The 26,901-nt window shown below is 68.6% G+C and carries 24 protein-coding genes and 1 tRNA gene; 2 read left to right on the top strand and 23 right to left on the bottom strand.

Features of this window, described 5'->3' with window-relative positions; all coding sequences use genetic code 11:
- Positions 1 to 37: 37 nt before the first annotated feature.
- The 18 genes from Q9Q40_04400 to Q9Q40_04315 all read right to left on the bottom strand — a co-directional run bounded on the left by Q9Q40_04400 (position 38) and on the right by Q9Q40_04315 (position 17,112).
- Complete coding sequence (locus tag Q9Q40_04400) at positions 38 to 304, bottom strand: thioredoxin family protein (GenBank protein MDQ7006450.1); 267 nt, start codon at positions 302 to 304, stop codon at positions 38 to 40.
- Positions 301 to 894, bottom strand: coding sequence for a hypothetical protein (locus Q9Q40_04395; protein MDQ7006449.1), 594 nt, complete (start codon positions 892 to 894; stop codon positions 301 to 303). The genes Q9Q40_04400 and Q9Q40_04395 overlap by 4 nt, the downstream gene beginning before the upstream one ends.
- Positions 884 to 1,057, bottom strand: a complete 174-nt coding sequence (locus tag Q9Q40_04390) for a hypothetical protein (protein ID MDQ7006448.1) — start codon at positions 1,055 to 1,057, stop codon at positions 884 to 886. Before Q9Q40_04390 ends, Q9Q40_04395 begins: the two co-directional genes overlap by 11 nt.
- Positions 1,054 to 1,479 carry a heavy metal-responsive transcriptional regulator gene (locus tag Q9Q40_04385; GenBank protein ID MDQ7006447.1) on the bottom strand — a complete coding sequence of 142 codons (426 nt, stop codon included), beginning with the start codon at positions 1,477 to 1,479 and terminating at the stop codon, positions 1,054 to 1,056. Before Q9Q40_04385 ends, Q9Q40_04390 begins: the two co-directional genes overlap by 4 nt.
- A 73-nt stretch (positions 1,480 to 1,552) precedes the next feature.
- Positions 1,553 to 3,973, bottom strand: coding sequence for an endopeptidase La (gene lon / locus Q9Q40_04380; protein MDQ7006446.1), 2,421 nt, complete (start codon positions 3,971 to 3,973; stop codon positions 1,553 to 1,555).
- Positions 3,974 to 4,075: 102 nt separating this feature from the next.
- Positions 4,076 to 6,160 (bottom strand): elongation factor G, encoded by a 2,085-nt coding sequence (gene fusA, locus Q9Q40_04375; protein ID MDQ7006445.1) that lies wholly within the window; start codon positions 6,158 to 6,160, stop codon positions 4,076 to 4,078.
- A 604-nt stretch (positions 6,161 to 6,764) separates the two neighbouring features.
- Positions 6,765 to 8,582 (bottom strand): molybdopterin-dependent oxidoreductase, encoded by a 1,818-nt coding sequence (locus Q9Q40_04370; protein ID MDQ7006444.1) that lies wholly within the window; start codon positions 8,580 to 8,582, stop codon positions 6,765 to 6,767.
- Positions 8,582 to 10,081: an ATP-binding protein gene (locus Q9Q40_04365; protein MDQ7006443.1), complete on the bottom strand. Its 1,500-nt coding sequence runs from the start codon at positions 10,079 to 10,081 to the stop codon at positions 8,582 to 8,584. Before Q9Q40_04365 ends, Q9Q40_04370 begins: the two co-directional genes overlap by 1 nt.
- A 4-nt stretch (positions 10,082 to 10,085) precedes the next feature.
- On the bottom strand, positions 10,086 to 10,475 hold the full coding sequence (locus tag Q9Q40_04360; protein ID MDQ7006442.1) for a response regulator: 390 nt from the start codon (positions 10,473 to 10,475) through the stop codon (positions 10,086 to 10,088).
- 185 nt (positions 10,476 to 10,660) lie between these two features.
- Positions 10,661 to 11,425: an SDR family oxidoreductase gene (locus Q9Q40_04355; protein ID MDQ7006441.1), complete on the bottom strand. Its 765-nt coding sequence runs from the start codon at positions 11,423 to 11,425 to the stop codon at positions 10,661 to 10,663.
- Positions 11,426 to 11,443: 18 nt separating this feature from the next.
- Positions 11,444 to 11,519: transfer RNA gene (locus Q9Q40_04350), tRNA-Gly, on the bottom strand.
- A gap of 87 nt (positions 11,520 to 11,606) precedes the next feature.
- Positions 11,607 to 12,671 carry an AI-2E family transporter gene (locus tag Q9Q40_04345; protein MDQ7006440.1) on the bottom strand — a complete coding sequence of 355 codons (1,065 nt, stop codon included), beginning with the start codon at positions 12,669 to 12,671 and terminating at the stop codon, positions 11,607 to 11,609.
- A 9-nt stretch (positions 12,672 to 12,680) separates the two neighbouring features.
- Positions 12,681 to 13,655 (bottom strand): tRNA dihydrouridine synthase DusB, encoded by a 975-nt coding sequence (gene dusB, locus Q9Q40_04340; protein MDQ7006439.1) that lies wholly within the window; start codon positions 13,653 to 13,655, stop codon positions 12,681 to 12,683.
- Positions 13,652 to 14,200 carry an NUDIX hydrolase gene (locus Q9Q40_04335; GenBank protein MDQ7006438.1) on the bottom strand — a complete coding sequence of 183 codons (549 nt, stop codon included), beginning with the start codon at positions 14,198 to 14,200 and terminating at the stop codon, positions 13,652 to 13,654. The genes dusB and Q9Q40_04335 overlap by 4 nt, the downstream gene beginning before the upstream one ends.
- 8 nt (positions 14,201 to 14,208) lie before the next feature.
- Positions 14,209 to 14,922: a site-2 protease family protein gene (locus Q9Q40_04330; GenBank protein MDQ7006437.1), complete on the bottom strand. Its 714-nt coding sequence runs from the start codon at positions 14,920 to 14,922 to the stop codon at positions 14,209 to 14,211.
- Complete coding sequence (locus Q9Q40_04325) at positions 14,919 to 15,284, bottom strand: hypothetical protein (protein ID MDQ7006436.1); 366 nt, start codon at positions 15,282 to 15,284, stop codon at positions 14,919 to 14,921. Before Q9Q40_04325 ends, Q9Q40_04330 begins: the two co-directional genes overlap by 4 nt.
- A gap of 60 nt (positions 15,285 to 15,344) precedes the next feature.
- Positions 15,345 to 16,070, bottom strand: a complete 726-nt coding sequence (gene pyrF, locus Q9Q40_04320; protein MDQ7006435.1) for an orotidine-5'-phosphate decarboxylase — start codon at positions 16,068 to 16,070, stop codon at positions 15,345 to 15,347.
- A 94-nt stretch (positions 16,071 to 16,164) separates the two neighbouring features.
- The gene (locus tag Q9Q40_04315) at positions 16,165 to 17,112 is read right to left on the bottom strand and encodes a DnaJ domain-containing protein (GenBank protein ID MDQ7006434.1); all 948 of its coding nucleotides are present in this window, start codon (positions 17,110 to 17,112) and stop codon (positions 16,165 to 16,167) included.
- A gap of 180 nt (positions 17,113 to 17,292) precedes the next feature.
- Here Q9Q40_04315 and Q9Q40_04310 point away from each other — a divergent pair, with 180 nt between their 5' ends.
- Positions 17,293 to 18,675, top strand: coding sequence for an ADP-ribosylation factor-like protein (locus tag Q9Q40_04310; protein MDQ7006433.1), 1,383 nt, complete (start codon positions 17,293 to 17,295; stop codon positions 18,673 to 18,675).
- A gap of 75 nt (positions 18,676 to 18,750) precedes the next feature.
- Here Q9Q40_04310 and Q9Q40_04305 read toward each other — a convergent pair whose 3' ends face one another.
- Both Q9Q40_04305 and serS read right to left on the bottom strand, forming a co-directional pair.
- Entirely contained in the window at positions 18,751 to 20,916 is a 2,166-nt protein-coding gene (locus Q9Q40_04305; protein ID MDQ7006432.1) for a hypothetical protein, read from the bottom strand.
- Between the two features lie 193 nt (positions 20,917 to 21,109).
- Complete coding sequence (gene serS / locus Q9Q40_04300) at positions 21,110 to 22,378, bottom strand: serine--tRNA ligase (protein ID MDQ7006431.1); 1,269 nt, start codon at positions 22,376 to 22,378, stop codon at positions 21,110 to 21,112.
- A 112-nt stretch (positions 22,379 to 22,490) separates the two neighbouring features.
- Here serS and murA point away from each other — a divergent pair, with 112 nt between their 5' ends.
- Positions 22,491 to 23,747, top strand: coding sequence for a UDP-N-acetylglucosamine 1-carboxyvinyltransferase (murA, locus tag Q9Q40_04295; GenBank protein MDQ7006430.1), 1,257 nt, complete (start codon positions 22,491 to 22,493; stop codon positions 23,745 to 23,747).
- A gap of 98 nt (positions 23,748 to 23,845) precedes the next feature.
- Here murA and Q9Q40_04290 read toward each other — a convergent pair whose 3' ends face one another.
- The 3 genes from Q9Q40_04290 to Q9Q40_04280 all read right to left on the bottom strand — a co-directional run bounded on the left by Q9Q40_04290 (position 23,846) and on the right by Q9Q40_04280 (position 26,544).
- The gene (locus Q9Q40_04290) at positions 23,846 to 24,673 is read right to left on the bottom strand and encodes a DUF2384 domain-containing protein (GenBank protein ID MDQ7006429.1); all 828 of its coding nucleotides are present in this window, start codon (positions 24,671 to 24,673) and stop codon (positions 23,846 to 23,848) included.
- A 70-nt stretch (positions 24,674 to 24,743) separates the two neighbouring features.
- Positions 24,744 to 25,238 carry an SEC-C domain-containing protein gene (locus Q9Q40_04285; GenBank protein MDQ7006428.1) on the bottom strand — a complete coding sequence of 165 codons (495 nt, stop codon included), beginning with the start codon at positions 25,236 to 25,238 and terminating at the stop codon, positions 24,744 to 24,746.
- 1,072 nt (positions 25,239 to 26,310) lie between these two features.
- Positions 26,311 to 26,544, bottom strand: a complete 234-nt coding sequence (locus Q9Q40_04280; protein ID MDQ7006427.1) for a hypothetical protein — start codon at positions 26,542 to 26,544, stop codon at positions 26,311 to 26,313.
- Positions 26,545 to 26,901 lie beyond the last annotated feature (357 nt).

The following is a 26,901-nucleotide window of genomic DNA, read 5'->3' as shown; positions in this document are numbered from 1 at the left end:
CACACGACCGCGCCGGGCGATTGTTTTTCGGAACCGCTCAGCGGGGTTGCCCCACCCCGGCGGCGCGCAGGGAAGCCTCGTCGGGACCGCGCCCCGAACAGTCATCGGCCAGCTTGCCGTCCACGACGACCGCGGGAACGCTGCGGACCCCGAGCCGGGCCGCCCGCGCAGCGACCAAGGGGTCGCGCATGTTCAGCACGTCGACCTCGCAGGAAGGGCAAGCCAGGCGCCGAACCCGGTCCACAGCCTGATCGCAGGCCTGGCACCCGGCGCTGAAAATCTCGATTCTCCGTTTTTCGCTCAAGGTTCGACGCCTTTCGATGGGGGATCTGAAACCGTGGACACGCAGTGGGGACAGTTGCCGGCAGCGACCGCCTTCTTGGGCCAGGAATTCCAGGCAGATGCCGCGACCAGGCCGCCAAGACCGGCGTAGGCCGCCAGCGGAACGGGAATGGCGAATTTGAACACCAATGTCCAGCCCACGGCAGCCGCGCCGGCGATCAGGGGGCCGAAGCCCCGGCGGCTGGAAGCCCGGTAGGCGAGGGCTGCCAGAGCCAGGCCGAAGAAGGTCACCATCAACGGCAGCAGGTATCTCGACTCGAGCAGGAAGCCCATGCCGAAAGCACTGAGCAGCCCGGCGTAGGCCGGCCAGCAGGCGGGGCAGATGCCCACGGGCAGCAGGGCGGGCAACGAGGCCAGGGCCGCCACGGGAATTCCCCACCCGTTCCGCCAGCCATCGGCTCGCGGGACTCCTTCCCTCTCCGCCAGCAGAGTCGCCACGATCCGTTCTACGGGCGGCACGCCGCCCAGGTCGGAACTCCCGAAATAGATCCGGCAGCCATCGACCGGCGCCTGCGCCGCAACGCCGTCCACGTCCCGGCCATCAACGAGCACTGTCGGCGAACCGTAGCCCCGGACGAGCAGGGGCCTTGGGATCCTTCCTGTCCCACTCCACCCAGCGAGGCGACCGACCGACCCGATCGAGGGCCTGGCGCAAGGCGGCCCGAGCGGCGTCCGCATGGGGACAGTCCACGTCGTAGATAAGTTCCACCTTCACGACCGTTCAGGCTCCATGGCATCCAGGATCGGGCACTCGCTGGCCGGCCCCTCCTGGTCGGCGCACGCGGCGATCAAGCCACCGAGGGCTGAGCGCATCGCCTCGAGGGTACGGATCTTCTCGTCGATGACCTGCAACTTGGCTTCGGCTCGCCGGCGGACGTCAGCGCAACAGGCACCTGGCGCCGCCCGCAGGGCGAGCAACTCGCCGATCTCCTGGAGGGTGAATCCGAGTCCCTGGGCCCGTTTGATCAGGCGCACCCGGTCCACCGCGCCGGGCGGGTAGGCCCGGTAGCCTGCCTCGGTGCGGGGCGGAGCGGGAAGCAGGCCTCGCCGCTCGTAGTAGCGCAGGGTCTGGAGATGCACGCCCGCGCGGCGGGCCACCTCGCCCACGCGCAGCCAGGTTGGACGGGTCGGTTCCATCGCTCGCCTCCTCTGGCATGAGGATACGGCCTGTACCCAGGTACAGGGTCAAGGGCGAATCGACGGCAACCGGTTATTCCTTCTTCCGGGGAACCTGCGGGACGGCACCGAAGGCATGCTGGATCACGGCGCCGAGATCTTCGACGAAATCGAAGCGGATCTGCTCTCGCAGCTCGGGCTGGATATCCTCCAGGTCCTTCTCGTTGTGGCTCGGTAGCAGGATGCGCGTGACACCGGCCCGGCGGGCGGCGAGGACCTTCTCCTTGATGCCGCCCACCGGGAGCACCTTGCCGCGCAGGGTGATCTCTCCCGTCATCGCCAGCAGTGGCTCGACGCTCTGCCCGGTGAGCAGGGAGATCAGCGCCACAGCGATGGTCACGCCCGCCGAGGGTCCGTCCTTGGGAATCGCTCCCGCCGGCACGTGAACGTGGATCTCGCTCTTCTCGAAGGTCTCCGCCTCGATGCCGAATTCGTCGGCGTGGGTGCGGATCCAGGCCATGGCGGCCTGGGCCGACTCCCGCATCACCTCGCCCAGGCGTCCGGTGATCGTCAGCTTGCCCTTGCCCGGCATGCGCGTGGCTTCGATGAAGAGAATGTCACCCCCGGCCTGGGTCCAGGCCAGCCCGATGGCCACTCCGGGCACGTCGGCTCGCTCGACCAGTTCCCGGTAATAGCGGGGCGGACCGAGATAGGTGGGGACGTCGTCGGCATCCACCTTCACCGGTACCGGGTGCTTCTCGTCTTCCACCAGGGCCCGGGCGACCTTGCGGCAGAGGCTGGCCAGTTCCCGCTCCAGGTTGCGCAGACCGGCTTCCCGGGTGTAGTCGGCGATGATCCGTGCGATGGCGGCGTCGGTGAATGCGATCTCCTCGAGACTCAACCCGTTGGCCTCCACCTGGCGCGGGATCAGGTGCCTCCGGGCGATCTCGAGTTTCTCCTCCTCGGTGTAGCCGGGCAGGGAGAGCACCTCCATCCGGTCCCGCAAGGCCGGGGGAATGGTGTCGAGCACGTTGGCCGTGCAGATGAAGAAGACCTGACTGAGATCGAAGGCCACCTCCAGGTAGTGATCCGAGAACTGGTTGTTCTGCTCGGGGTCGAGCACCTCGAGCAGGGCGCTCGAGGGATCACCGCGGAAGTCGGCCCCCAGCTTGTCGATCTCGTCGAGAACGAAGACCGGGTTGTGGGTCCCGGCCCGCTTGAGCCCCTGGATGATGCGTCCGGGCAGAGCGCCCACGTAAGTCCGACGGTGGCCGCGAATCTCGGCTTCGTCCCGCACACCGCCCAGCGAAGCGCGCACGAACGTACGCCCCATCGATTCGGCGATCGAGCGGCCGAGGGATGTCTTGCCCGTGCCGGGAGGGCCGACGAAGCAGAGGATCGGCCCCTTGAGATCCGGTTTGCGCTTGCGCACCGCCAGGTATTCGAGGATGCGGTCCTTGACCTTCTCCAGGTCGTAGTGATCGCCGTCGAGAATCTCCCGGGTGCGGGCCAGGTCGATCTTGTCCTCGGTCGCATGGGACCAGGGCAGACTGGCCAACCAGTCCAGGTAGGTCCGCGCCACGGTGTACTCGGCGGATGCGGGGGACATACCGGCCAGTCGGTCGAGTTCTTTCTCGGCGATTTCCCGGGCTTCTTCGGGAAGCCCGGCCTCTTCGATCCGCTTGCGGAATTCCTCCACTTCGCGGGTTCGATCGTCACCCTCACCCAGCTCCCGCTGGATCGCCTTCATCTGCTCGCGCAGGTAGAACTGCCGCTGGGTCTTGCCCACTTCGTCCATCACCCGGCTCTGAATCTGGCTGCCCAATTCAGTGACCTGGGTCTCACGCACCACCCGGTGGGTGATCCGCTCCAGGCGATCACGCAGGGAGAGCACGGGCAGAAGTTCCATCTTGTCCGCCACCGGTACGGGCAGCACGGAAGCCACCAGGTCCGCCAGGCGGTCCGGATCGTCCTCGGGCAGGGTCAGCTCGGAGATGTCACCGGAGAGGTTGGGATGAATCTCGACCAACTTGCGGAATTGCAGCGCCAGATTGCGCGCCAGGGCTTCGACTTCCAGGCCGCGGTCACGGATGGCGGGCAGGTGGACGACCTCCGCGGCGAGGAAGGGCTCCTGTTCGATGAAGCGCTCGACACGCACCCGCCCGAGCCCCTGGATGATCAGGTTGATATTGCCGCCGCCGACTCGAATCGCCTTGAGAATGCGGGCCTTGGTGCCGATCGAGTAGAGGTCCTCCGGCTCGGGATCGTCGACCGCGGCTTCCTTCTGACTGACCACGGCGATCGCCACGTCCTTCTCGAGGGCGTTTTCGATCAGGGCCAGGGTCTTGCGCCGCCCGACGGAGATCGGCATCACGGCATAGGGAAACAGCACGCTGTTCCGCAGCGGCAGGATGCCGATGATCTCCCGGCGAACCTCGGAGGAGGGCTGCTGAGGATCGCCCGCTCCGGAGTCCTGCTCGTCTTCGAAGACGCCGTCGATCCTGGATTCGCCCATGGATCCATTCTCCCCTTGTCGGTGGTTGATGGCTCGCTGCGGAGTCTGCCACGGCCCTCGGCCGGTCGCCAGATCCCCGGCACCCCCTGCCGGGCCCCTCGACTAGAAAAGGTTGTGGTCCCGCTCGACGATGTTTTCGGGCACCGGCCGGTAGTCGAAGGGCTCGAGAGAGAAGCTGCCACGCCCCTGGGTCAGGCTCCGGACGTGGGTCGAGTAGCCGAACATTTCGGCCAGGGGCACGAAACCCCGAACAACGGTCAGGGTGCCCTGAATGGCCGTCTCGCGGATCTCCGCCCGTCGCGAACCGAGGTCCTTGACCACGGCTCCCAGGAAATCCTCCGGCACCCGGACCTCGAGCCGCATGATGGGCTCGAGCACCACCATCCGCGAAGACTGGAAGGCATGGCGCAGGGCCATGGAAACCGCGGCGCCGGCCGGGACGCCGGGGTCGGCGGCCTCGCCCACTTCGAGGCGGGTCAGGCGCACCCGCACGTCCACCACCGGGTAGCCGAAGGCGCCGCCGGCCCCGCAACCGCTGAGCAAGGTCTGCTCGAGTTCGTGGACCTGGCTCGGGCTCATGCCCAACGTCGCCGAGCCGAGATCCACCTCCACGGGAACCAGGGTGCGATCACCGGGAGGGCGCTGACGAGGTTCGACCTGCAACTCCGCCCTCGCGTAGACCTGGGTCTCCCCGATGCGGTTGTCGAACACCCCCTCGCCGCAGACCGGCTCGGCCACCGTCTCCCGGAACGACACACGCGGCCGGCCGAAGCGAGCGGCCACGCGAAAATCGCGTTCCATGCGATTGCGAATCACCTCGAGGTGCAGTTCGCCCATGCCCGAGAGGATCAGTTGGCCCGTCTCCTCGTCCACGTGGGAACGGAAGGTCGGATCCTCCCGCTTCAGACGTTCGACCAGTTCGATCAGGCGGTCCCGATCGGCCGAGGTGCGGGCCTCCACGGCCACCGAGACGACGGTTTCGGGGAAGTGAATTTCCTCGTAACTGATCGGCGCCTCGGGATCGCAGAGAGTGTCGCCGGTGACCACGTCTTTGAGACCCACCGCGGCGACGATGTCACCGCAGGCCACCTGCTCGACGGCCTCCTGCTTGTCGGCATGGAGCCGCAGCAGTCGCCGCAGGCGCAGCCGCGCACCGCTGCGGGGGTTGTAGGCCCGTTGTTCGGTACTCAGCGAACCGGAGTAGACGCGCAGCCAGAACAGGTCCTTGTTCGGGTCGGCGACGACCTTGAAGACCAGTGCCGAAAACGGCTCGTCCAGCGATGGAGCCCTTTCGGCGGGTTCCCCGGTGGCAGGATCCACGCCCCGGGCGGGAGGGCGCTGGCAGGGCGAGGGCAAGTAGTCACAGACCGCGTCGAGGATGGGCCGGATGCCCAGGTCCTTGAGCGAGGCCCCACAGAGCACCGGCACGAAATCCCCGGCCAGGGTCGCCTGCCGAATCGCCGCCTTGAGTTCGGCGTTGGTGATTTCCTCCTCGCCGAGGTACTTGTCGGCCAGGGAATCGACCACCTCCGCCACCGCTTCAACCAGGCTCTCCCGGGCGGCCCGGGCCGGCTCCACCATCGACTCGGGAATCGCCCTCGATTCCAGTTCGCGGCCGCGGGTCTTGGCGTCGAAGACCAGCCAGCTCATCTCCAGCAGGTCGACGACACCGTCGAGGTCGCCCTCGACACCCCGGGGCAGATTGACGAAGCGCGCATGGGCTCCGAGCACCTGCTGAATCTGCTCCAGCACCCGTTCATGGTCCGCACCGACCCGGTCCATCTTGTTGACGAAGGCGATTCGGGGCACGCCGTAGGTGTCGGCCTGGCGCCAGACCGTCTCGCTCTGGGGCTCGACCCCCTCGACGCCCGAGAAAATCACCACCGCGCCGTCGAGCACCCGCAGACTGCGCTCCACCTCCGCGGTGAAATCCACGTGACCGGGCGTGTCGATCAGGTTGATCTGATGATCGTTCCACAGGAAGGAAGTCGCGGCGGAAGAAATGGTGATGCCCCGCTCCCGCTCGTCCGCGCGGAAGTCCATCGTGGCTTCCCCGTGGTGCACCTCGCCGATCTTGTGGGTCAGTCCGGCATAGTAGAGAAAACGCTCGGTCGTCGTCGTCTTCCCCGCGTCGATATGCGCGATGATCCCGATATTGCGGACCTTTTCCAGCGGTTTGAGCAGCATCAGGGTTTCCCGGAGCGCCCGCGGGCGCGGATGACGGCAACAGCGGAGCCGACGTTAGCAGGCCCTCCCAGCGCCGTCAAAACGCCGGACCGGGCAGTCTCAGCGCCCAAAAGACATCCCCCGCGACGGGTGCCGCGGGGGATGACCGACTCGGAAAGGAGGGCAAGTGCCGGGGCCGGTCCGCCGGGTCGTTCCCCACCCGTTGTTCGAAGACCCGCTGCGGTTTCCCGAACCCTGGCTTCGGCGTGAGCCCTCCGGGATCCACCCTGTCGAGGATGGTCCTTGGCTCCGATTTCGGGCTGAAGCTTATCTGTTATTAATGGACTTGTCAACGAAAAGGTTCAAGTTTTCTCCGCTTCGCGGCCTCCCCCTCCAAAACCCCGGCCCTGTCGGCCAGGCCAGCCTGCCGCGCTGGCAGCCCGGGCAGACCTTAACGCCTCGTGAATGCCATGAGTCCCGCGTTTTCAGTACATTAAGGCAATCCCGGGCGCGCCGGACAGCGCCCCGGGAAGCTGCGGGCGGTTTTCCACAGCTGTGGATCCGGCGGTGGAAATCCATCGGACTCTAGGAGATAGACCGGCACCGGCATCCACCGCGCCAGGCCTCACGGCGTGGTGCGGGACGGCTCGCCCTTTCGGGCGGGAGCGTCGACCTCGACCAGGCAGGGCCCACGCCCCACGGCCGGGTCCAGCAACACGGCCGGAGCGTCGCCGACCACCCCCCGCTCCCACCAGGCCAGCACCACCACCCCACAGGGCTGGTCGGGGTCGATGACGGCCCGGCCCTCGACCTTTCCCCGCTCGTTGTACACGACCACCTGGTCCCCCTCCTCGATACCTCGCAGGCGGGCGTCTTCCGTCGCCAGCAGGACGCGGCGCGTACCGGGGGCGACGCCGGAGCCGTCCTCGGGATCGGTGCAGAGCACCAGATGCAGCGGCAGGGCCCGGTGGAGCCGGGGCGTGGCGAGAGGCCCTTCCCCCGTCTCGCGGTAGATCGGCGCAGCCGTGGGCACCGCCACCGGAGCCGCGGGATCGACGATGGTCGTCATTTGCTCGGCGAGTTGCTCGAGAGAAGCGGACAGCCACTGTCCGGGCCACTGCAGGCGCCGGGCGACAGCGGCCCAGATCCGCTGCCGCGAGTAGCTCTCCCCGGCGGGCGGCAACGCGGCCTGCCCCCAGCGGTGGACTCGCCCCCAGTGCCGGGCTTCCAGGTCGCCGTGCTCGAGGAAACTCACCACGGGAAGCACCAGGTCGGCGTGCTGGCAGACCGGGCTGCGATGAGCGGCAAGCACCACCACGAAGCGCGCGCGGCGCAGGTAACCCTCGAGCAGCGGTCCCCCGCCCCAGCTTTCCAGGGGATCCCCCCCCTCGACGATCACCACGTCGGTCGCGGGATCGGTGGAAGCCAGGAAGTCCTTGAGTCGGCCGGAAGAGACCTCCTCCACCGATCCCCGGGGATCGGGCGCCGGCACATCCCGCGCCGGAGGACGCAAGCGCCGGGGTGACAGCAGCCGCAGACCGGCCGTCTCGGCGAGCACCACCAGAGCTTCGAGAGCATGGCGGGGATCGCCCGAACCCAACAGGCCGGCCCCCACCAGCAGGGTCGCCCGGCCCCCGGCGAGAGTCGCCACCGCCGCGTCGAGGACGCTCCTGTCCATCCGGCAGATTTCGGCCGCCCGGGCCGTCGACCACCCGGCCAGCCGCGCATCGTTCCGCCCGGCCCGCTCGGCCAGGCCCGCCGCCAGCCCCAGGGCCAGGGCGCCATCCGTCCCGGGACGGAGCGCCAGGTGACTTCCGGCCCGCCGCGCCGAGGACGAACGCCGGGGATCGACGACCAGCACCAGCGAGCCCTCTCCCCGCATCAGGGGCCGGCGGAAGATCGCCGGTGACCGCAGGGGATCGATCCCCCAGGCGACGACTCGGCCGTCGAGGCCGGCGGCTGCGTCCAGGCGCATCGGCCGGGGCACCAGATCCCCGGCCAGGAGCGCCAGGGCCTGGGTGTCGGTTTCGTGATGCAGGTGCACCACGTCACCGGCCAGCGCACCGACGCGAAAGGCATAGGCCGCCGACAGGCGGGGACGGTCGGCGGCATGAATCCACACCAGGCGCCGCTCACCCCGGCCCACCTGGGCAAAGGCGCGGGCCAGGCGATCGAGGGATTCGCTCCAGGGAATCGGGACCAGGTCGTGGGAGGCGTCCCTCAGGCGACGGGCGGCCCGGGGCCGGAGCGGGGTCGAAAGCCTCCTCTCTTCCAGCGCCCGCGCGCTGTCCAGGCAGCGCGGACAGGGCGCGGCCCCTTCCTCGGCTTCGAGGCCGATCAGCCGGTCGGCTTCCACCACCGCCCGGAGCCGGCATTCGCGCGGGCAGTGGGACGAGGCGGACACTTCGACGGAACGAAGGGCCGCGGCCGTCGGCGGGCGCATCACGACGACGCCACCGGGAAAAAGACATGGAAACGAGTTCCGCCCCGGGAAGACGTATCCACCCGCACCCGGCCCCCGTATTCCCGCACCAGGCCCCAAGTCACGAAGAGCCCGAGCCCCGTGCCCGGGCTTCTTTCGGCGGAGCGGAAAGGATCGAAGATGTGAGGCAGGACCTTGTCGGGAATCCCGGGGCCGGCGTCGGCCACGACGATTTCCACCTCCCCGCGAGCAGCCAGCAGGCGCGTCGTGACGCCCAGCCGGCCTCTTCGCCCGAGCACATCGAGGGCATTGAGCACCAGGTTCAGAACGATCTGGTAGAGATGGCGCGCCGGCACCCGCACGGTGGGACCACTCTCGGCCAGGATGACGGTGGAGCGCAGCTCCCGCTGTCGGAACCGCGCCCGGCACAGGCCGAGCACCTCCTCGACGATGCGGTTGACCGCCACCGGACCCGTGCCATGGTCCCGACCACGGTGCAGGTCGAGAAGATCGGCGACGATCTCCCGGATGCGCCCGATCCCCTCTTTCAGCCGGCGCCAGGAATCCTGCTGGTCGAAGTCGTCTCCGAGGGAGGACTCGACCAGGGAGAGGTGCATCAGTACCGCCTGCAGGGGGTTGTTGATCTCGTGGGCGACTCCCGCCGCCAGCCGGCCCGTGGCCGCCAGGCGATCGGTCAGTCGCAGCTGCCGGACGAGCATCTCCCTCGAAGCCAGGTCCCGGGCGGAGACGAAAACCCGACCGGGCTCGAGAGGCGAGACCAGCAGTTGGACCGCCATCGGCAGGGGACGGCCCGAGCGGCGCCGAATTTCCACTTCGAGAGTCTCCGCCCCTCCCGAGTCCCTCAGCCGCCCCAGGCTCTGCCGCACCGGGGCCAGGCTGCGCCGGGTGAGGAAACGCAGCGCCGGCCGGGCGAGGACCTCCTCCCGCCCGTAACCCGTCAGCCGCTCGAGGGCGCCTCCGACGACGAGGATCCGGCCCGCATCGTCCAGCACCAACTGGAGATCCGGGCCTCCCGCCAGGTGGCCGGTGAGGGTCCGTGAGCGCCGGCGGCGCAGTTCCGCGCCGAGAGGCCCCCCCGCGTTCCCATCGAAATCGAACTCGAGAACGATCCGCGAGGGCTCCCCCGCCGCGCCTTCGTGGCGCACGGCCCGCAGCAGACTCGAAGTTCGGCCGGCCCCGCGTGCGGCGCCCAGCTCCCGCTCGAAGCCGCCGCCGGCGCGGGAAATCTCCCGCAGGCGATCGAGAATCTCCTGCCGGACCGAAGGTTCCGTCTCCAGTGCCTCGAGGAGGGCCACCAGGGCGAGACGGGAGGTGTCCAGCCCGGTCCGCTGCAGCAGGCGACGGTTGACCAGCAGCATCCGCCCCGCCAGATCCAGCAGGGCGAACCCCCTGCCGAAGGACTCCGCCAGGCGTGCCGTCTCTCGCTCCCAGGGTCGCGGCGGTGCCGGAATCTCCGATGCGGCTCGAGGGGCGCGAGGCGGTACTTTCCGGCGCGTCATGCCCCTACTCTCCGAGCAGGTCGTCGATGTGCATCACCAGAGAGTGGATGTCCTGGGGCTTGGTCAGGAACAGGTCCGCTCCGGAAACCAGGGAGCGCTCACCGCTGCTGTTTCCCGGGTAGCCGGTGAGAACGATGATCTTGATCTCGCCTTCTCCGGCCAGCTCCCGCAGCCGCTGGCAGACGTCGAAGCCCCCCATACCGGGCATCACGATGTCGAGGATCACCAGGTGGGGCCGGATCGCCGCGAAACGATAGCCGGCTTCGAAGCCATCGGCAGCCGTCGCCACCTCGTAGCCGCCGTGCCTGGCCAGAGCCTTGGCCAGGCCCTCGCGCACGCCTTCGTCATCGTCGACGATCAACAAGCGCCACGGCGAACGGGTATGCCCCTCCATCGAATCTCCAGCCTCCTGCCCACCAACACTCGAAGTCTACGGTGAGGCAGGAAGCGAAGCCATGGGAAAAGTCCGAACCCAGGTGGATGATCGCGAGCGGGAGCGCCCCCGGGGCAGAAGGCCCTTACGCGCACCCGCCGGCGACGGCCCGGGGCCTGCCGCCGTCACGCTGCGCGTCACCCGGGTCAGTCGGAGAATCCCGCCAGTTGACCGCCGTCGACGGTCAGGACGCTGCCGGTGACGAAAGACGCCCGAGGATCGGCGAGCAGGGCGATGATGGCCGCGACCTCCCCCGGCTCGGCGATGCGGCCGGAAGGGTTGTCGGCGGCCAGGCGCTCGAGACGCGCAGGGTCGCCTTCCACCATCGGCGTGCGGGTCAGCCCCGGGCAGACTGCGTTGACCCGGATTCCCTCGGAAGCCAGGTCGAGGGCCATCGCCCGGGTCAACCCCAAAAGCCCGGCCTTCGTGGCGCAGTAGGCGATACCCTCCCTGCGGCCCACCAGGGCCAGGGTGCTGGCCACGTGAATCACCGCGGGTGCGGCGCCCCGACGAAGCCGGGAGAGCAGGGCCTTCGAAAGCAGGAAGGGTGCGGTCAGGTTCACCGCCACCAGCCGCTCCCAGGCGCCGAGGTCGGTCCGCTCCAGATCGCCGCGGTGCGCCAGGCCGGCGTTGTTCACCAGCAGCTCGAGTCCATCCCAGATCTCGGCCACGGTACCCGCGAGGCCATCGACCTGCGCGGGGTCGGCGAGATCGGCGGCGACCACCCGGCAGGCGGCGCCCCGCCCGCGGCAGGCAGCGGCGGTCTCCTCGAGGGGTTGCGGACGCCTGCCGGTCAGCAGCAGGTCCCACCCCTCGGCCAGGGCCAGGGCGGTCGCACGCCCGATACCGCTGCCCGCGCCGGTGATCACGGCACGCCTGCGCTGGGGGGTGGGGCCGGCAGTGGAGGACAAGAGCGTCTCCAGGGCGACTGGAGCGGGAGACGGGACTCGAACCCGCGACCCCGACCTTGGCAAGGTCGTGCTCTACCAGCTGAGCTACTCCCGCTCGTTGCGATTTCCGCCGGGAAGCGGACCCGCGGCCTTCCCGGCGAGCCAGGAAGAAGCGGGATTCTAGCCCCCGCTTCGGAGAGCGTCAACCCGGATCGGCCAACCGGTGGTCTTCTTCGGCCAGGGCCTCTCGGGCCTGGCGCCAGAGGGCCAGCATCACCGCCAGGAAGACCGGCCCGAGCACCAGCCCCAGCAGACCGAAACTGGCCAGCCCACCGAGCACGCCGAAGAAAACCAGGATGAAGGGGATGCGCGAGGGTCCCGAGATCACCAGCGGCCGGATCACGTTGTCGATCACCGAGACGACCAGCAGAGACCACAGGGCCAGAAAGATCGCCTGCCACCAGGCCCGATGCAGGAGCAGCGTGACGATGGCCGGAATCCACACCAGGCCCACGCCGAAGGGAATCACCGCGGCCAATCCGGTCGCCACGCCGAGCAGCACCGGCGAGCGCATGCCGACGATCCAGTATCCCAGCATGGCCACCAGCCCCTGGGCCATGGCCGTCATCAGCCAGCCATAGAACACGGCCCGTACCGTTTCACGCACCGCATCGAGGATCGTCCGACCGCGACCGGAGGCGATGCGGTCGAGCAGCACACTCACCTCCCCGGTGAGAGCCTCGCCGTCGCGATAGACGAAGAAGAGGGTGAAGAGGGTGAGAAAGACATCGGCCAGGTGGCGCAGCAAGTTGCGCCCGAACTGGTAGAACTGCTGGCTCTGCCCGGTGGCCTGGCGCAGCAGGGACTTGCGCATCTCCGGGTCGTCGAGGCCGGTCAGCCACTCCTCGAGCACCTCACGCACGGCGGGAACCCGGTCCAGCACGGCAGGCAGTTGGGGGCGATCCGCGGAGGCCCAGGCCACGACGCGCTCGACCTCCGGACCGAGTTCGCGCACCAAGGCCAGCGAGAGCAACGAGGCCGGAATCAGCAGCAGGGCCAACAACACCGCGCTCATCACCAGGGCGGCCAGGTTGGTCCGCTGGCCGAAATACCGCCGCAACCGACGGTAGGCCGGCCAGGTCGCCGAACCGAGGATCAGGGACCACAGGATCGGCGTGACGAAGGGAGCCAGAACACTGGCCGTTCCCAGCAGGACGACCGCCAGGGCCGCCAGGCCGAGGACGAGCCTGAGGACCTCGATGCGCATGCGGGCATGCTAGCAGAAGTGCTCTTCGAGAGCGTCCAGAAAGTCGCTCGGATCCGCCAGCTTGCCGAGTCTTTCGCGCAGGGCGCGCCCACCGGCGAGTCCCTTGGTGTAACGCCCCGCGAAGGTGCGCATCTTGTGCAGCGCGACAGGGGGCGGCTCTTCCCGGGCGACCCAGCGGAAGTGCTCGAGCATCAGGCTCTTCCGGTCCTCCAGGCTGACCTCCGGTTCGGGGCTTCCCTCGAGGCGGGCGGCGATGCGGCGGAAGAGCCACGGATCGCGCAGCACGCCCCGTCCCGCCATCACCCCGTCACAGCCGGTGCTCTCGAACAGGGCCATGGCATCGTCGGCGGTGAACACGTCGCCGTTGCCGATGACGGGAATCGACACGCTCTCCTTCAATCGGCGGATATGGTTCCAGTCGGCCCGCCCGGTGTACATCTGTCGAGCGGTGCGGGCGTGGAGGGTGATGGCGGCCACACCCAGATCCTCGCAGATCCGGCCCAGCTCCAGGTAGCCCGGCTCATCGTCCCGACGTCCGAGACCGAGGCGGAACTTCACTGTCAGCGGGCGGTTCAGGCGGCGCCGGCAGGCTTCGATGATCCGTGCGGCGAGTCCCAGGTCCGCCATCAAGGCCGCCCCGGCACAGCCCTTGAGCACCTTGTTGGCGGGGCACCCCATGTTGATGTCGCAGATCTCCGGTCCCAGCGCGTCGACCACCGCAGCACACTCGGCCATGCGCTCGGGATCGCTGCCGTAGATCTGGATCGCCAGAGGTCGCTCGGCGTCACTGAAGGCCATCTTCTCGATGATGGGCCGGATCCCCCGGGTCACCGCCTCGGCGGAGATGAACTCCATCGACACCAGGCCCACCCCGCCGACCCGGCGGATCATCCGGCGGAAATAGCGATCGCAGATCCCCGCCATGGGAGCCAGCACCAGGGGCGTGGGGAGTTCCACACCGCCGATCACCAGTCGCCGTCTCATCGTCCGCTGCCGAAACGACTGAGCAGGCCGAAGGCCGCCACCACCAGGGCGTGGACGATCTCGCCCCGGGCGATCATCCCGGGGATCTCCTCGAGCGGGCGCCGCAAGACATCGATCCGCTCCCAGCGATCGGGTCGCGCCGGACCCGCTTTCCGCACGTTCCGCGCCACGAAACAGTGGCAGAGGTTGCTCTGAATCGCCGGGTTGGGAGCGACGGCGCCCAGGGGTTCCACCACCTCGGCCCGGTAGCCGGTCTCCTCGGCCAGCTCGCGCAGGGCGGCCTGCCCGGGACTCTCGCCGGGGTCCACCAGGCCCCCGGGGATCTCCACCGTCGAGTGCCGCAGCCCGTGGCGGAACTGGCGGATCAGCACCACCTCCCCGTCGGCGGTCAGGGGGATCACGTTGACCCAGGCCGGGCCGTCGAGGACGACGAAATCCCGCTCGCCCTCGCATCCCTCGAGGCGGAAGCGATCGCGGTAGAGGCGAAAGATGCCCTCATCGGTCACCAGGCGTCGGGAGAGAAATGTCCACGCGCGATCCGGCATCGGCGCCCTCAGGAGTAACCGACCCCCGGGTACAACGCGGCGAGGATGCCGCCGAAGATCCAGGGGGCGAAAAAGTCGAAGAGCTGCCAGGCGATGATGATGCCCAGCAGTCCCGCCATGGGCAGGGTGCGGAACAGGCGCATCATCCGTGCCGGGCCGCCACCCACCAACCCTTCAATGATCGCCGCCCCGTCGAGCGGCGGGACCGGTATCAGGTTGAAGAAGAGCAGCAGGCCGTTGAGCATGGTGAGAATGCTCAGAAAGCGAGCCAGGGCCGTCATCAGAGGATCGGCGGAGGCGATGCGCACCAGGGTGTCCATGCGCACCATCTCGGGAGCCGACCCGACTCCCGTGGCCACCATCAGGCGAATCGCGCCGATGGCCAGCAACAAGAGCAGCAGGTTGGCGGCGGGACCGGCGGCGGCCATCAACCCGGCCCGCCGGGGGTGACGCCCGGCCCAGCGCGGGTCGTAGGGCGCCGAGGCCCAGCCGATCATGAAGCCCTGCCAGGCGAAGGAGATGAGCGGGACGAACACCATGCCGAAGGGTTCGCGACGGATGTGGGGCCACGGGTTGAGAGTCACCTGCCCGGCCCGGTAGGCGGTGCTGTCCCCGCCCCACAGCCCCGCCAGGGCGTGGCCGGCTTCGTGGCACGTGGTGGAGAGCAGGAAGGCCACCATCCACAGGGCAAGTCCGACGATGTCCAGGTCTGCGAGGGTCATTCGGTCCCCTCCCGACCTGCGCCCCGGCAAGCCCAGAAAGCCGTCAACGCCAGGCCCAGGTAGGCCACGCCGCCCATCAGGGCCAGGCGGACCCGTGACAGGCCCAACAGGGACTCGGAAAGGGGAGAGCGGCCCACCACGATCAGCGTCGCCGCAGCCCACACGGCGACCCACCACCCGGCGGCGCGGGAGCCGGCCGGAAGCTGGCGCAGGGCGGCCAGAGCCAGCAGGGCGAGCAAGCCCGTGGGCATGACGTCCAGATCGCCATGGAAGGCCAGCAGGATCACCACGACTGTGCCGGCAAAAAGGCACAGGGCGAGCAGCGCCCGGGCAACAGCCCTGGCCTGGAGCGGATCAGTCATGACCCACCCGGCAGCGGCGCCGCTGCGATGGACAACCGGTTCCGGCGGCGGTCCACGGAGTCAATTCCCGACCACCGCCGCGATCTGACGCTGGATCGCCTCGGCCGCCGCCCGGGGGTCGGGGGCCGAGCGGATCGGACGGCCGACGACGATGTGGTCGGCACCGAAGCGAAAGGCGTCTTCCACGGTCACCACCCGCTTCTGATCGTCGACGGGGCGATTCTCCACCGGGCGGATACCCGGGGTGACGATCAGCAGGCGCCGGCCCAGGGCCTGGCGCAGGCGCTGGGCTTCCTGGCCCGAGGCGACCACGCCGTCGCAGCCCTTCTCCACAGCCCGCCGGGCCCGGGAGAGCACCAGTTCTCCCACGTCGCAGTCGAAACCCAGGTCGTCGAGATCGCCCCGGTCGAGACTGGTCAGCACGGTCACGGCCAGGATCTTCAGCTCGCCACGGGGCACACGGCCGGCGGCCTCGAGGATGGCGTCGTTGCCGTGGACCGTGGTGAAGTCCACCCCGCGATCGACGAGTTGCTCGACGGCGCTCGACACCGTCGCCGGCACGTCGAAAAACTTGAGATCGGCGAAGACCTTCTTGCCCCGCCCGCGCAGCTCGTCGATCAGCTCGAAGTAGCCCCCCGCCATGAAGAGCTGCAGGCCCATCTTGTAGAAGGACACGCTCTCGCCGAGTCGATCGACGAGTTCCAGAGCCTGCGCGGCGCTGGGCAGATCAAGGGCGACGATCAGGCGCTCGCGGGTTTTCGGGGGAGCGCTCTGGGACTCGGTCAAGGGTTTTCCTCCCCGCCGCCGGCTGCTCGCGCCATGATGTGACGCGCCCGGCGGCGGGCCCCATTGTAGGCGCTCTGCCGGGCCGGGACGACGTTCAGCCGCCCGTTTCCCGGGCCAGCTCCGCCAGGCGCCGGTAGAGCCGGCGTTCTTCCTCGCTGGGCTGGCGCGGCACGACCAGGTTCAGCCGCACCCTGGCATCCCCCCGGCCCCCATCCCGGCGCGTCAACCCTCGCCCCCGGATCCGCAGCACACGGCCCTGGCGGCTGCCGGCGGGAATGCGGATCTTCACGGTCCCGTCCGGCAGGTCCACCGGCCACTCGCCCCCCACCACGGCGATGGGGGCGGGCAGGTCGACATCCAGCAGCAGGTCGTCGCCGTCGATCTCCAGGTCCGCGGTGGGCCGCAGCTTGACCGCCAGCAGCAAATCGCCCCGGCGGCCGCCCGGCCCGGCCAGCCCCTGCCCGGCGAGGCGGATCTTCTGCCCCGGCCGCAGGCCGGGTGGGAGGTTGACGGTCAGGGTCTTGCGCGTGCCCTGGGGCCCCGGGGTGCGCACGGTGATGCGCCGCTTGCCCCCCCGCAGCAGGTCGGCGACAGTGAACGCCACCTCGGTTTCCAGATCGAGGCCCGCGGGCTGGCCCCGGGGATCCGCCGCAAAGCCGCCGAAGGCCGAACCCAGGTCCCCGAAGAGCATCTCGAAGAAGTCGGAGAAACCGCCGCTGCGTGCGTGGCCTCCTGTGCGGCCGGCGCCACGGAGCAAGTCCTCGATGTTGATCCCACCGGCAAAGGGACCGCCTCCGGCCATCCCCTCGAAGGGCATACCGTTCTGCCAGTTGGCCCCGAGCTGATCGTAGCGCCGGCGCTTTTCCGGATCGGAGAGCACCTCGTGGGCCTCGTTGATCTCCTGAAAGCGGGCCTGGGCCTCGGGCGAAGGATTGACGTCGGGATGCAGCTCCCGGGCCAGGCGCCGGTAGGCCTTCTTGATCTCCTCCGCACTGGCCCCGCGATCGACGCCGAGGATCGCGTAGTAGTCCTTGTAGGTCACGCTCACCGGGCTGGTTCCTTTCTGTTGGGAGCTCTCCGAAACATCTGGCCGAGGGGCCGGAAGCGCCCCCTGCTCATCGGATCTTTTCCCGCCCTGGTCAAGGCCTCGTGCTTCAGGAAACCGCCGCCCGGGCCGAAGAGAGATGGGCAGGCGGAGTGCAGGGCTTCGCAAGGGAAGGCCATGCAGCTCAGTAGCTCAGAAAAGGCCCTTTACGTCAAGATCGTCTACTACGGCCCGGGGCTTTCGGGAAAGACGACGAACCTCGAGACGATCCATCGTCTGACGGACCCGGATCGCAAGCAGCCGATGGTCTCCCTGCGCACCGAACAAGACCGGACCCTGTTCTTCGACCTGCTGCCCTTCGACCTCGGACGCATCTACGGCCTCGACGTGCGCCTCAAGCTCTACACGGTCCCGGGACAGATCCAGTACGACACCACCCGCAAGCAGGTGCTGGCCGGCGCCGACGGCATCGTCTTCGTCGCCGACTCCCAGCCTTCCCAGGCAGCGGAAAACGCGCGCATGGTGCGCTACCTGAAGAACAACCTGCAGGACAACGGCCTCGACCCCGCCACCATCCCCCTGGTCTTCCAGTGGAACAAGCGGGACCTCCCCGGCGTGATGCCGCCGGAGAAAATGGAAGCGGAGCTCAACTGGCGCCGGGTGCCGGCCCTCGAGGCCGTGGCCACGGTGGGCCAGGGAGTGATCGAGACCTTCCGGGAGATCGCCATCCTGACCCTCGAGACCGTCTCCTCCCAGGGCCGCGGCGGCGGCGACCCGGCGGCGCGCAAGGAGATGCGCGAGCGGATCCGCAAGCTCCTCGACCCCTTCGTGGTCAGGGAAGCGGTGAAAACCGTCCCCGAGGTGGAGCCGCCGTCGATCACCCACGTGCACCACACTACCCCCGCGGGGACGGACCCCGCCGAGGGGCCCGCCCGTAGCATCCTGGGCCTCGATGACCTGCTCTCGGAAGCGGTGCAGGCCAACCTGGCGATCTCCGAGCAGCTCGCGGTGACCGCCGGGGCCGAGGAAGCGGTGCTCTCCCGCATGCGCCGGGAGCGTAAGGCCCTGGGCCGCATGCTGCAGATCGCCCAGGTCACCTCGGAGCCGCGGAGCCTGTGCCGGATCGCTCTGTCCACCCTGGTTGCCGGTCTGGACCTGGTCGCAGGGTCGGTCCTGGCTCCCGCGGGCAACGGCAAGCCCGCCTCGGAGGTGGCGGTGGTGGGCGTGCCGCGGGATCCGCTCAACAGTATCGAGGTCCCGGGAGTCGGCTCGGTGGCGGCCAGCATCGTCACCCGCGCCGAACCGCTGATCTGCCACGACATCCAGGGGGAGTTGCTCTTCGGGCAGCCCCACCCCGCCGTCGAGGAGCTGCGCTCGGTGATGGCCCTGCCCCTGGTGGGAGTCAGCCGGGTGCCCCTGGTCTTCCTGCTCTACACCGGCCGCCGCAGCCGCGACCTGGGCGCCGAGGAGCGCGAGTTCGCGGACCTGATCCTCGGCATCATCGGCCTGGCCCTCAAGGCCGCCACCACCGGTGCCCCCGCTCCCGCGGGGAACGGGTAGGGGCCGTGGTGAGCGAAGCGATCCCTCCCCGGGCCGCGCGTGGCGGAACGGGCAGAGGGCCTCGGGTCCCGGGCCTCAGCGGCCGACCGTGAAGGAAACTCGCTCGACGATCTGCCCGCTTCCCTCCTGGGCATCGGGCCCTGGGGCAGCGCGCCCGGGGTCGAAGTCCGCTTCGGTGATCAGCCACTCGTAGCGCCCCGGGGGCAGGCTGTATTCGGGAATCATGACGGTCGCGGCGGCGCAGAACGGCCCCTCCACCTCCCCGCCGAGGACCTGCACCGCCTCGGGAGTGAACGCCGTCTGGACCTCCCTCGTGGCCGGGTCGACAATCCGCAACAGAAAGTGCCGGAAGCGCTCCGGCGCCTTGGAACGATCGGGGCCGCAGATCACGTGCCGCAGGCCCACCCTGTCCCCCGGCGCGACCTGCTGCCCCGGCGCGACGCTGCGCCAACTCGCGCGCCCCTTGTCTCGCCGGACGGTCTTCGTTCCCGGGCGCCAGACGAAGTCCTTTCCGGAACTCGCCTCGACTCGCGCCACGGGAACGCTCCACTCCTCCCCCAGGGAACCGACGGTCTGCACGGCACTGATCCCCGCTCCCAAGGAGTAGCTTGCCAGATCGGTGACGACACCTCGCGCGGTATAGAACCCGTCCTTCGACAGGGGACAGGACAGTTCGAAAACGAGGTCGGCTCCCTGATCCTCCCTCGGTTTCCGGCGAAGCTGGAAATCCAGCCGGTTGAGGTCTTCCGGGCCGATCTTGCACACCAGCTCGGTGCCACGGCCGGTATCTCGCTCGACGATCAGGTCGACCAGTACGCTGGCCTGAACACCCTTGTCGGACGCCGTCCAGTCGAGGGCGGCGAGGGGAACCCGCAGCGACACTGGAAGCACCCGCTCGTCCCCACGAACGACCGGATAGGAGACGAGGAGGTCGACCGGAGGAGTGTCGAAGTCCAGGGGAGAGAAGAGCGCTGCCATCCGTTGGCTGCGGCGCCGGGTGATCTTGTCCACTGCCTGCACCTGGTCCGCGGCGATGATCCGGTGGCCCCAGAGTTCCGGATGCTTGACCGTGTCGACCTTGACGTTCAGAAAGTGCCGGCGGCTGGTTCCCGGCTCGATGGCCACCGGCACGCTCAGCAAGTAGTAGCAGGAGAGCTGCTCGGAAGCACCGCGGAAGGCTGCATCGAGATGGCCCGTGTAGCGAATCGAATCTCCGCCGCTCTCCCGGGCGATCATCGACAGCAGCCTCGAGCGCGAGGCCTCCCTTCGGGACAGACCTTCTGCGTCGACCGTCCACACGGTAAAACCATGGCGGAACATCTCTTTCAGACCCCGCGCCACAAAGGCGATCCTCTCCTCCCGCACCATGCGAAATCCCTCGCCGGTGAACAGGATCGCCACCTGGCGGCCCTGCCAGGCGCTGTTGGCCCGGAGGATCGCCTCCAGCGCAGCCACGCTAGCCCCCGGGTCGTAGGAAGAGACAGCGTCGAGAAACTGATCCGAGATCCCGAGCGCCGCTTCGAGAGCCGACTCGGCGGGCCGGTCGCGATAGACAAGGCTACCGTCCGACCTTGTCGGCCGGGCGAAGACGAACACGCCTGGAATCTCGCGACTGTGCGTCGCGCGGTGAGAGGTAACCCGAATCGCGTCTGCGACCCGGCCGAGCACTTGCGGGTCCCGAGTGAAGCCGGATGTCAGCTCGTAAACCTGTCGGGTCAGGCCGTAGACCTTGTAGACCTCTGGTCCCTTCCCCGCCTTTTCAGCGACCTTCTCGATCGCCTCGGCGACCCGAAACCGGCCGCGCGCATCGAGGTAGTTGAAGTCCACGACGGCGATGATTCGCCGTTCCCGCTCCTCGACCGCCTGCGTGGTAGCCGGAGGCCTTTCCCCCTGACCTTCCGCCTGGGCACAGAGGGTATCGAAGATCAGCCCGCTGTCCGGCTTGTCGTCGAGCCGCTTGCCGTCGAGCCAGACCTCGAAGTGCTCGAGACTCAGTCCGGGAACCGAAGCGTGAGTCTTCGATCCCGGAGGGAGGACGGAGATGTCGACCTGCACCAGTCGCACCTCGACATCCTCCCGCTTGCCCGACGGCAGGACCTCGCCGGAGGGGACCGGCCGGCTCTCGCCTCCGAGAGCCCAGGAACCCGTGGCAGACCCCGCCACGAGGATCGCCGTCGCCAGCAATGCGGCCGGAGACGAGCCCGATCGTGGCGCGACCCAGCGCAGCGCGCGGGCCCACACTCCACCGCGCTTTTCTGCACAGACCCCACCGCTGGCACCGATTCGGAAGATCCCGAATCCGGGCCGTCCACTGCTAGCGCATGGGCTCATCGTCTTCCCCCCGCGATCGTCTTCCAGGCTGGAGTATACGCGGCACGAATCGGCCGGACAACCGCCGTCGGTGTCCCGCACGGGGCTCGGGCGACGTCCAGACTCAGGGAATGCGGGAGTGCATGTAGGGCTCGAGGGCCTCGGGGACGCGGAAGGTGCCGTCTTCGTTCTGGTAGTTCTCCAGGATCGCCAGCAGGGTCCGTCCCACCGCCAGGCCCGAGCCGTTGAGGGTGTGCACGAAGCGGGGTTTGCCGCCCGCCTCCGGCCGGTAGCGGATGCCGGCCCGGCGAGCCTGGAAGTCCTCGAAGTTGGAGCAGGAGGAGATCTCCCGGAAAGTGTTCTGCGAGGGCAGCCAGACCTCCAGGTCGTAGGTCTTCGCCGCGGAGAAGCCCAGGTCGCCGGTGCAGAGGGTGACCAGGCGATAGTGCAGGCCGAGCCTTTCGAGCACCCGGCAGGCGTGGCCGGTGAGCTGCTCGAGCATTTCGTAGGACTCCTCGGGGCGGCAGAAGGTCACCAGCTCCACCTTGTCGAACTGGTGCTGGCGGATCAATCCCCGCACGTCGCGGCCGTGGGAACCGGCCTCGGCCCGGAAGCAGGGAGTGTAGGCCGCGTAGCGCCGAGGCAAGTCGCTCTCGTCGAGTATCTCCCCCGCGTGGAGGTTGGTCACGGGAACTTCCGCGGTGGGAGCGAGGAACCACTGGTCCGGCTGCTGCAGGCGGAAGAGGTCCTCCTCGAACTTGGGCAACTGGCCGGTACCCTCGAGGGCCTTGCGATTGACGATGAAGGGGGGCAGCAACTCCCGGTAACCGTGCTTCCCCGTGTGCAGGTCGAGCATGAAGGAGATCAGAGCCCGCTCGAGACGCGCCGCCTGGCCCGAGAGCACGGCGAAGCGCGCGCCGGTGATCTTGGCCGCCCTCTCGAAATCGAGGATCCCGCAGATCTCGCCGATCTCCACGTGATCCCGCACCTCGAAGTCGAATTCCGGCCGCCGGCCCCAGACCTTCTCCTCCCGGTTGCTGCTCTCGTCGGCACCCAGGGGGCAGCTCTCGTGGGGCAGGTTGGGCAGGGTCATCAACAGGGCGCCCAGTTCCGCCTCGAGCTGTTTCTGGCGCTCGTCGAGGGCCTTGATGGTCTCGCCGATGCGGCGAGTCTCCTCCCGCACGGCGCTGGCGTCCTCGCCGGCCTTGATCATCGCGCCGATCCGGCGGGAGACCTCGTTGCGGCGGGCCTTGAGCTGCTCGACTTCGAGGATCGTCGCCTTGCGCTGCTCGTCGAGCCGGCGCAGGGGCTCGAGGTCCACGCTCCCGCCCCGTCGCTCGAGGGCACGGCGAACCTCGTCGAGGTGTCCGAGGACGTATTTCAGATCGAGCATGCCTTCTTCTCCCGCCTGACGGCCGATGGCTGATGGTGGCCGCGATTCTACCGCCTGGGCTGCTCCCATGCTCTAATGGGGTCCCGCTGATGACTTCACCAAGGAAGCTCCCATGGACAGGCTGCGCATCGAAGGCGGAAGGGCCCTGTCGGGCTCGGTCCGCATCTCGGGGGCGAAGAACGCCGCCCTCCCCTGCCTGGCCGCCAGCCTGCTGACCGGCGGCGAGGTGCGGCTGGACAACGTGCCCGACGTGTGGGACGTGGACTCGCTGATCCGCCTGCTCGGCCGACTGGGGACCCGCTGCGAGCGGCTCGGTCGCCACCGCTGGGCCCTGGCCACCGAGCAGATCGGCACCTTCGAGGCCCCCTACGAGTTGGTGCGGAAGATGCGGGCCAGCGTGCTGGTGCTCGGCCCCCTGCTGGCCCGCCACGGTCGCGCCCGGGTCTCCCTGCCCGGGGGCTGCGCCATCGGCGCGCGGCCCATCGACCGCCACCTCACGGGACTCGAGCGCCTGGGCGCGGAGATTCGCCTCGAACACGGCTACGTGGAGGCGGTCTGCCCGCGGCTGACCGGCGCCCGGATCCACTTCGACGAGGTGACGGTCACCGGCACCGAGAACCTGATGATGGCCGCCTGCCTGGCCCGGGGCACCACCGTGCTCGAGAATGCCGCCCGGGAGCCGGAGGTGGTGGACCTGGCCCGGCTGCTGACCGCCATGGGCGCCCGGATCGAAGGGGCCGGCAGCGACACCATCGAGATCGAGGGCGTCGACGCCCTGGGCGGAGCCGAGCACAGGGTGGTGCCCGACCGCATCGAGGCCGGCACCTACCTGGTCGCCGCCGCCATCACCGGGGGCAGGGTGACCCTCGAAGATGTGGAGCCCGCCCACCTGGAGGCCGTGACCTCCCACCTGGGCGAGGTGGGCCTGCGCCTGGAAGTGGGCGACGGCTGGATCCGCATCGGCAACGGTCGGCCCTTGCGCGCCCGCGACATGGAGACCCAGCCCTACCCCGGCTTCCCCACCGACCTGCAGGCCCAGTACATGGTGCTGATGAGCCAGGCCGGCGGCAGCAGCCGCATCCGCGAGACGATCTTCGAGCAGCGCTTCATGCACGTCCCCGAGCTGCGCCGCATGGGCGCCTCCATCGAGCTGGCCGGCAACCTGGCAACGGTGGAAGGCCCCACCCCCCTGACCGGCGCCGAGGTCACCGCCTCCGACCTGCGCGCCTCCGCCTGCCTGGTTCTCGCCGGGCTGGCGGCCCGCGGCGAGACCCTCGTCCACCGGGTCTACCATCTCGACCGTGGCTACGAGCGCATCGAAGAAAAACTCGCTGCCCTCGGTGCCCGCATCGAGCGCCTGTCCGACTGACGCTGCTGAACGGGGCTCGCTCGCCCCAGCCATCACGAATCGCGCACCTGGAGCCGGTCCCGGTTGCGGGAGGAGGGTCTGTCTGCCGAGGGGTTGCGTCAGTCGAGACCGAGTTTCCTGCGGATCTCGGAGAAGTCGTAGCCCGGCGTCGGCGCCCGGCGTTCCATGTTCTCCATTTCTTTGAGCAGCAGGTCGAGTTCACGCCGTCCCGCTTCCGTCTGGGCGGCCTGGCGCGGCGTCCGGCCCGCCAGAGCCGGCAGCGGCTCCTCGGTCCAGTTGGCGTAGTGTTGCTGCTTGACGGCCAGCATCATCTCGTGCATCTCGGATGAGCCAAGCTCGACGGGCGCCTGTGGTGGTGCGCCACTCTGCGCTTTTCTCTGAAACTCCGCGATCGGGTCCGAGTGTTCCCGCGCTCTGTGCTGCAGGAGATCGCCGCAGGCCCTCTCGACCCGCTTGCGCAGATCATCGGCCCGCGCCATCGAGTTGGTCTCGAGAGTCATTCTCTGCCCGGAAATATACGCCGAGCCGAGAATCCTCCGCATGCCCGTCGCTCCGGGATCCGGTTCTTCGCTCGGCTCGAAAAACGTCCAGCCGTCTTCCCTGTCCGACTCGCCGGGAGGATCGACCCCGGGAATCGAGGCGAGGCGTTGCTCGATCGCCTGCCGGCACCCGGAAGCGATGTCGAAATGATCCGTCGTGAACAGAAGCGGATCGCCCCCCCCATTGGTCAGCCGGGGAAGGGGGCGCGGCCGGCTGTCGAAGGTGTGCACCTGACGTTGCCAGCTCCGGACCAGGTGGCGAGCGAAAGCACTGTTCCGCAGGCGGTCCGGCGGGGGAGGACTCTTTCGCCTCAGGTGCTTGCGGGCACGCTCGACCACCTCGGCCGCCTCTCGTGGCGGCAAGATACGCGGATGAACGGCGCTCATCAGGGAAAGACCCTCGTAGTCGACGATCCTGGCGAGCAGCGCATCTCGGACGACGAGTTGTCGCGAGGCTTCACGCTCGAGGACATGCCGCTCCTCTCCGGTGATCAGGTCGCGCAGCAGCCCCCCCCCGTTCCGCTTCGACTTCGAGCACTTCCCAGACGGAGAACCAGGCCGCCTGTTGTGCCGCGATCCACCTCCGCGCCTCCTTGCCGAACCTCCTGGCGCCCCTTTCAGCAAGTGTTGCGCCTTCGAACTCGGGTCCGTAAGCGAGCAAGACACGAAGCAGATGAGGAGCCTCTCGCGCAACGTCGTTCAACCCCCGGAGGGTCCTGAGCCACCGATCGTCGTCTACTTCCTCTTCGGCCAGATCCAGCAATTCATAAGCCACGTCCGTATCGAGCCGGTGACAGTGAGCGGCACGGGCAAAAAGCCGCTGCTGTTCCTCGCGCAGCGGCAGGTGACACTTCTTGTACTTCCGTCCGCTACCGCAAGCGCAGGGATGTTCCGACCCACACCCGCGAAGGGATCGACATCCAACACCACGTCCCCCGCAGACTCCTCGAATTGATCGTAGGCATCATAGGGCGCTGTCAAACGAACGCGCACTTCATCATCCCCCGTGAACGACTCGGACACCGGCATCGAGCTTCGCCCTCCGAATACCGATGCGTGACGCGGGACGAACGCCGCCAGCGCTACCGCACAGCGCCAGACAATCTCCACATCGCGGGGCGTCACCGGCCTGACCGCGGCGTCGTGCTCGTAAGGCCGCACGATGGGGCAGAGTTCGCCTGGCGCCATTTCCCATCCGAAGCGGTCGATCTCCTCCTGCATCGTCGCCGACAACGAGTTTTTCTCTGCCAACTCGAGAGCCAGCCAGGAAGTCCCGAGATCGACCGCCTCGCCGGTCTCCGGCGGCGACTCGCCGGCCTCGAGAAACGATTCGAAGTCTCGGGCCGACGGGAAGAGCAGAAAGCCGGGCTCGCTGCCTCCGGCACCGACGATGGAGATGCAAGCACTTTCGACGTCGAGCGATGGGATATCCACCCGCAGGATCGGCTCCGCCGCCGCGATCTTCCACGGCGCGGTCGAGAAAAACACGCCCGCCGCATCGAAGAGGGCGCCGACCGTCTCCGGCGAGATGCTACCTTCCTCGAGGTAGCTCACCGGTTCCGCGTCGGCATCCATCTGGTCGCGAATATATGCGGCCAGGTCGTCGATCTCTGGTGTGGGCGCAACGATGACATCGACCTCGGCTCCGATGACCTCGCGGACCTCGCGGGCCAGTTCCTCGCTCTCGACGCGAAAGCGCCCGATCTGTCGTGGCTCCACCTGGACCGTCTCGAGGGCCTCGAGCAATGCCCTCTTCACCGCGCCGTCGGCCTCGTCGGGATGAACGACTTCGTTCGCAAGCGCCATCCCGCTGGGCATGGCGATCCAGAACGCCACCAGCGGTCTCCAGGGCGGATCTCGATCCATGACGAAACCCGGAAGCTCCCGCAGGCCTCCGACCCATTCCACGGCGTGGTTCACGCCCGCCACGTGGTCCTCGACCACGTCGACTCCGGATCCGTTGTCTTTTCATCGCACGCTCTTTTCTCGTGCGGCCAGCGCACCCATCGAGGCCCCAGCCGGGCTCACGGCCAGCACTGCCGGTGATCCTGCCTGCTGCGTCTCCGCGCCAGATCTACGGACCGTAGTCTATGACAAGCACCGACTCCGTCCATGCCACCTCGCCCATGGATCACCGTATCGGCACCGTCAGCCAGGTCGGTCTCTGCCGGCCAGGGCGAACCTCCCATCACGATGAACACCTCACTCCCCTCGGAGCGGATGCGTGCCTGGAGGGTGGCGAGATGCGCATCGATCATGACTTCCGCCGGGCCGCCATTTTCGAGGCCTGCCGCACGAGCAGCCAGACCCGAAACGCCGTCCACAGCGGGGCCGAAGATCACCCGGACTGTCGGCCCGGGAGATCTTGAACACTCCTGCTGTTGACCAAAATATCCGAGCCCCCAATCACCGACTCTGCGATCCACGACAAAAGAGCTTGCATTCGGCTGCCACCTGACATATCAACTAGGTCATCCTCGAAGGGAGGGGGTGATGATGTTGCTGGTAGGCACCACACCAACCGCAGCCACTCTCCGTCAGATCCAGTGCCTCCGCAGCCGCGGATCGTCTCCGCGCGCACTCCCCCTGCATTGCGATCCGTTCTCCTGCCGGCA

The sequence above is a fragment of the Acidobacteriota bacterium genome, from assembly GCA_030949985.1.
Classification (GTDB): domain Bacteria; phylum Acidobacteriota; class Polarisedimenticolia; order J045; family J045; genus JALTMS01.
This window is presented reverse-complemented; position numbering and strand designations above follow the sequence as displayed.

Coding starts and splice junctions, on each gene's coding strand:
- Q9Q40_04385 (MDQ7006447.1), bottom strand. CDS start 1,479: ATGGAACCGACCCGTCCAACCTGGCTGCGCGTGGGCGAGGTGGCCCGC.
- lon (MDQ7006446.1), bottom strand. CDS start 3,973: ATGGGCGAATCCAGGATCGACGGCGTCTTCGAAGACGAGCAGGACTCC.
- fusA (MDQ7006445.1), bottom strand. CDS start 6,160: ATGCTGCTCAAACCGCTGGAAAAGGTCCGCAATATCGGGATCATCGCG.
- Q9Q40_04370 (MDQ7006444.1), bottom strand. CDS start 8,582: ATGCGCCCGCCGACGGCCGCGGCCCTTCGTTCCGTCGAAGTGTCCGCC.
- Q9Q40_04365 (MDQ7006443.1), bottom strand. CDS start 10,081: ATGACGCGCCGGAAAGTACCGCCTCGCGCCCCTCGAGCCGCATCGGAG.
- Q9Q40_04360 (MDQ7006442.1), bottom strand. CDS start 10,475: ATGGAGGGGCATACCCGTTCGCCGTGGCGCTTGTTGATCGTCGACGAT.
- Q9Q40_04345 (MDQ7006440.1), bottom strand. CDS start 12,671: ATGCGCATCGAGGTCCTCAGGCTCGTCCTCGGCCTGGCGGCCCTGGCG.
- dusB (MDQ7006439.1), bottom strand. CDS start 13,655: ATGAGACGGCGACTGGTGATCGGCGGTGTGGAACTCCCCACGCCCCTG.
- Q9Q40_04335 (MDQ7006438.1), bottom strand. CDS start 14,200: ATGCCGGATCGCGCGTGGACATTTCTCTCCCGACGCCTGGTGACCGAT.
- Q9Q40_04330 (MDQ7006437.1), bottom strand. CDS start 14,922: ATGACCCTCGCAGACCTGGACATCGTCGGACTTGCCCTGTGGATGGTG.
- Q9Q40_04325 (MDQ7006436.1), bottom strand. CDS start 15,284: ATGACTGATCCGCTCCAGGCCAGGGCTGTTGCCCGGGCGCTGCTCGCC.
- Q9Q40_04310 (MDQ7006433.1), top strand. CDS start 17,293: ATGCAGCTCAGTAGCTCAGAAAAGGCCCTTTACGTCAAGATCGTCTAC.
- serS (MDQ7006431.1), bottom strand. CDS start 22,378: ATGCTCGATCTGAAATACGTCCTCGGACACCTCGACGAGGTTCGCCGT.
- murA (MDQ7006430.1), top strand. CDS start 22,491: ATGGACAGGCTGCGCATCGAAGGCGGAAGGGCCCTGTCGGGCTCGGTC.
- Q9Q40_04290 (MDQ7006429.1), bottom strand. CDS start 24,673: ATGAGCGCCGTTCATCCGCGTATCTTGCCGCCACGAGAGGCGGCCGAG.
- Q9Q40_04280 (MDQ7006427.1), bottom strand. CDS start 26,544: ATGATCGATGCGCATCTCGCCACCCTCCAGGCACGCATCCGCTCCGAG.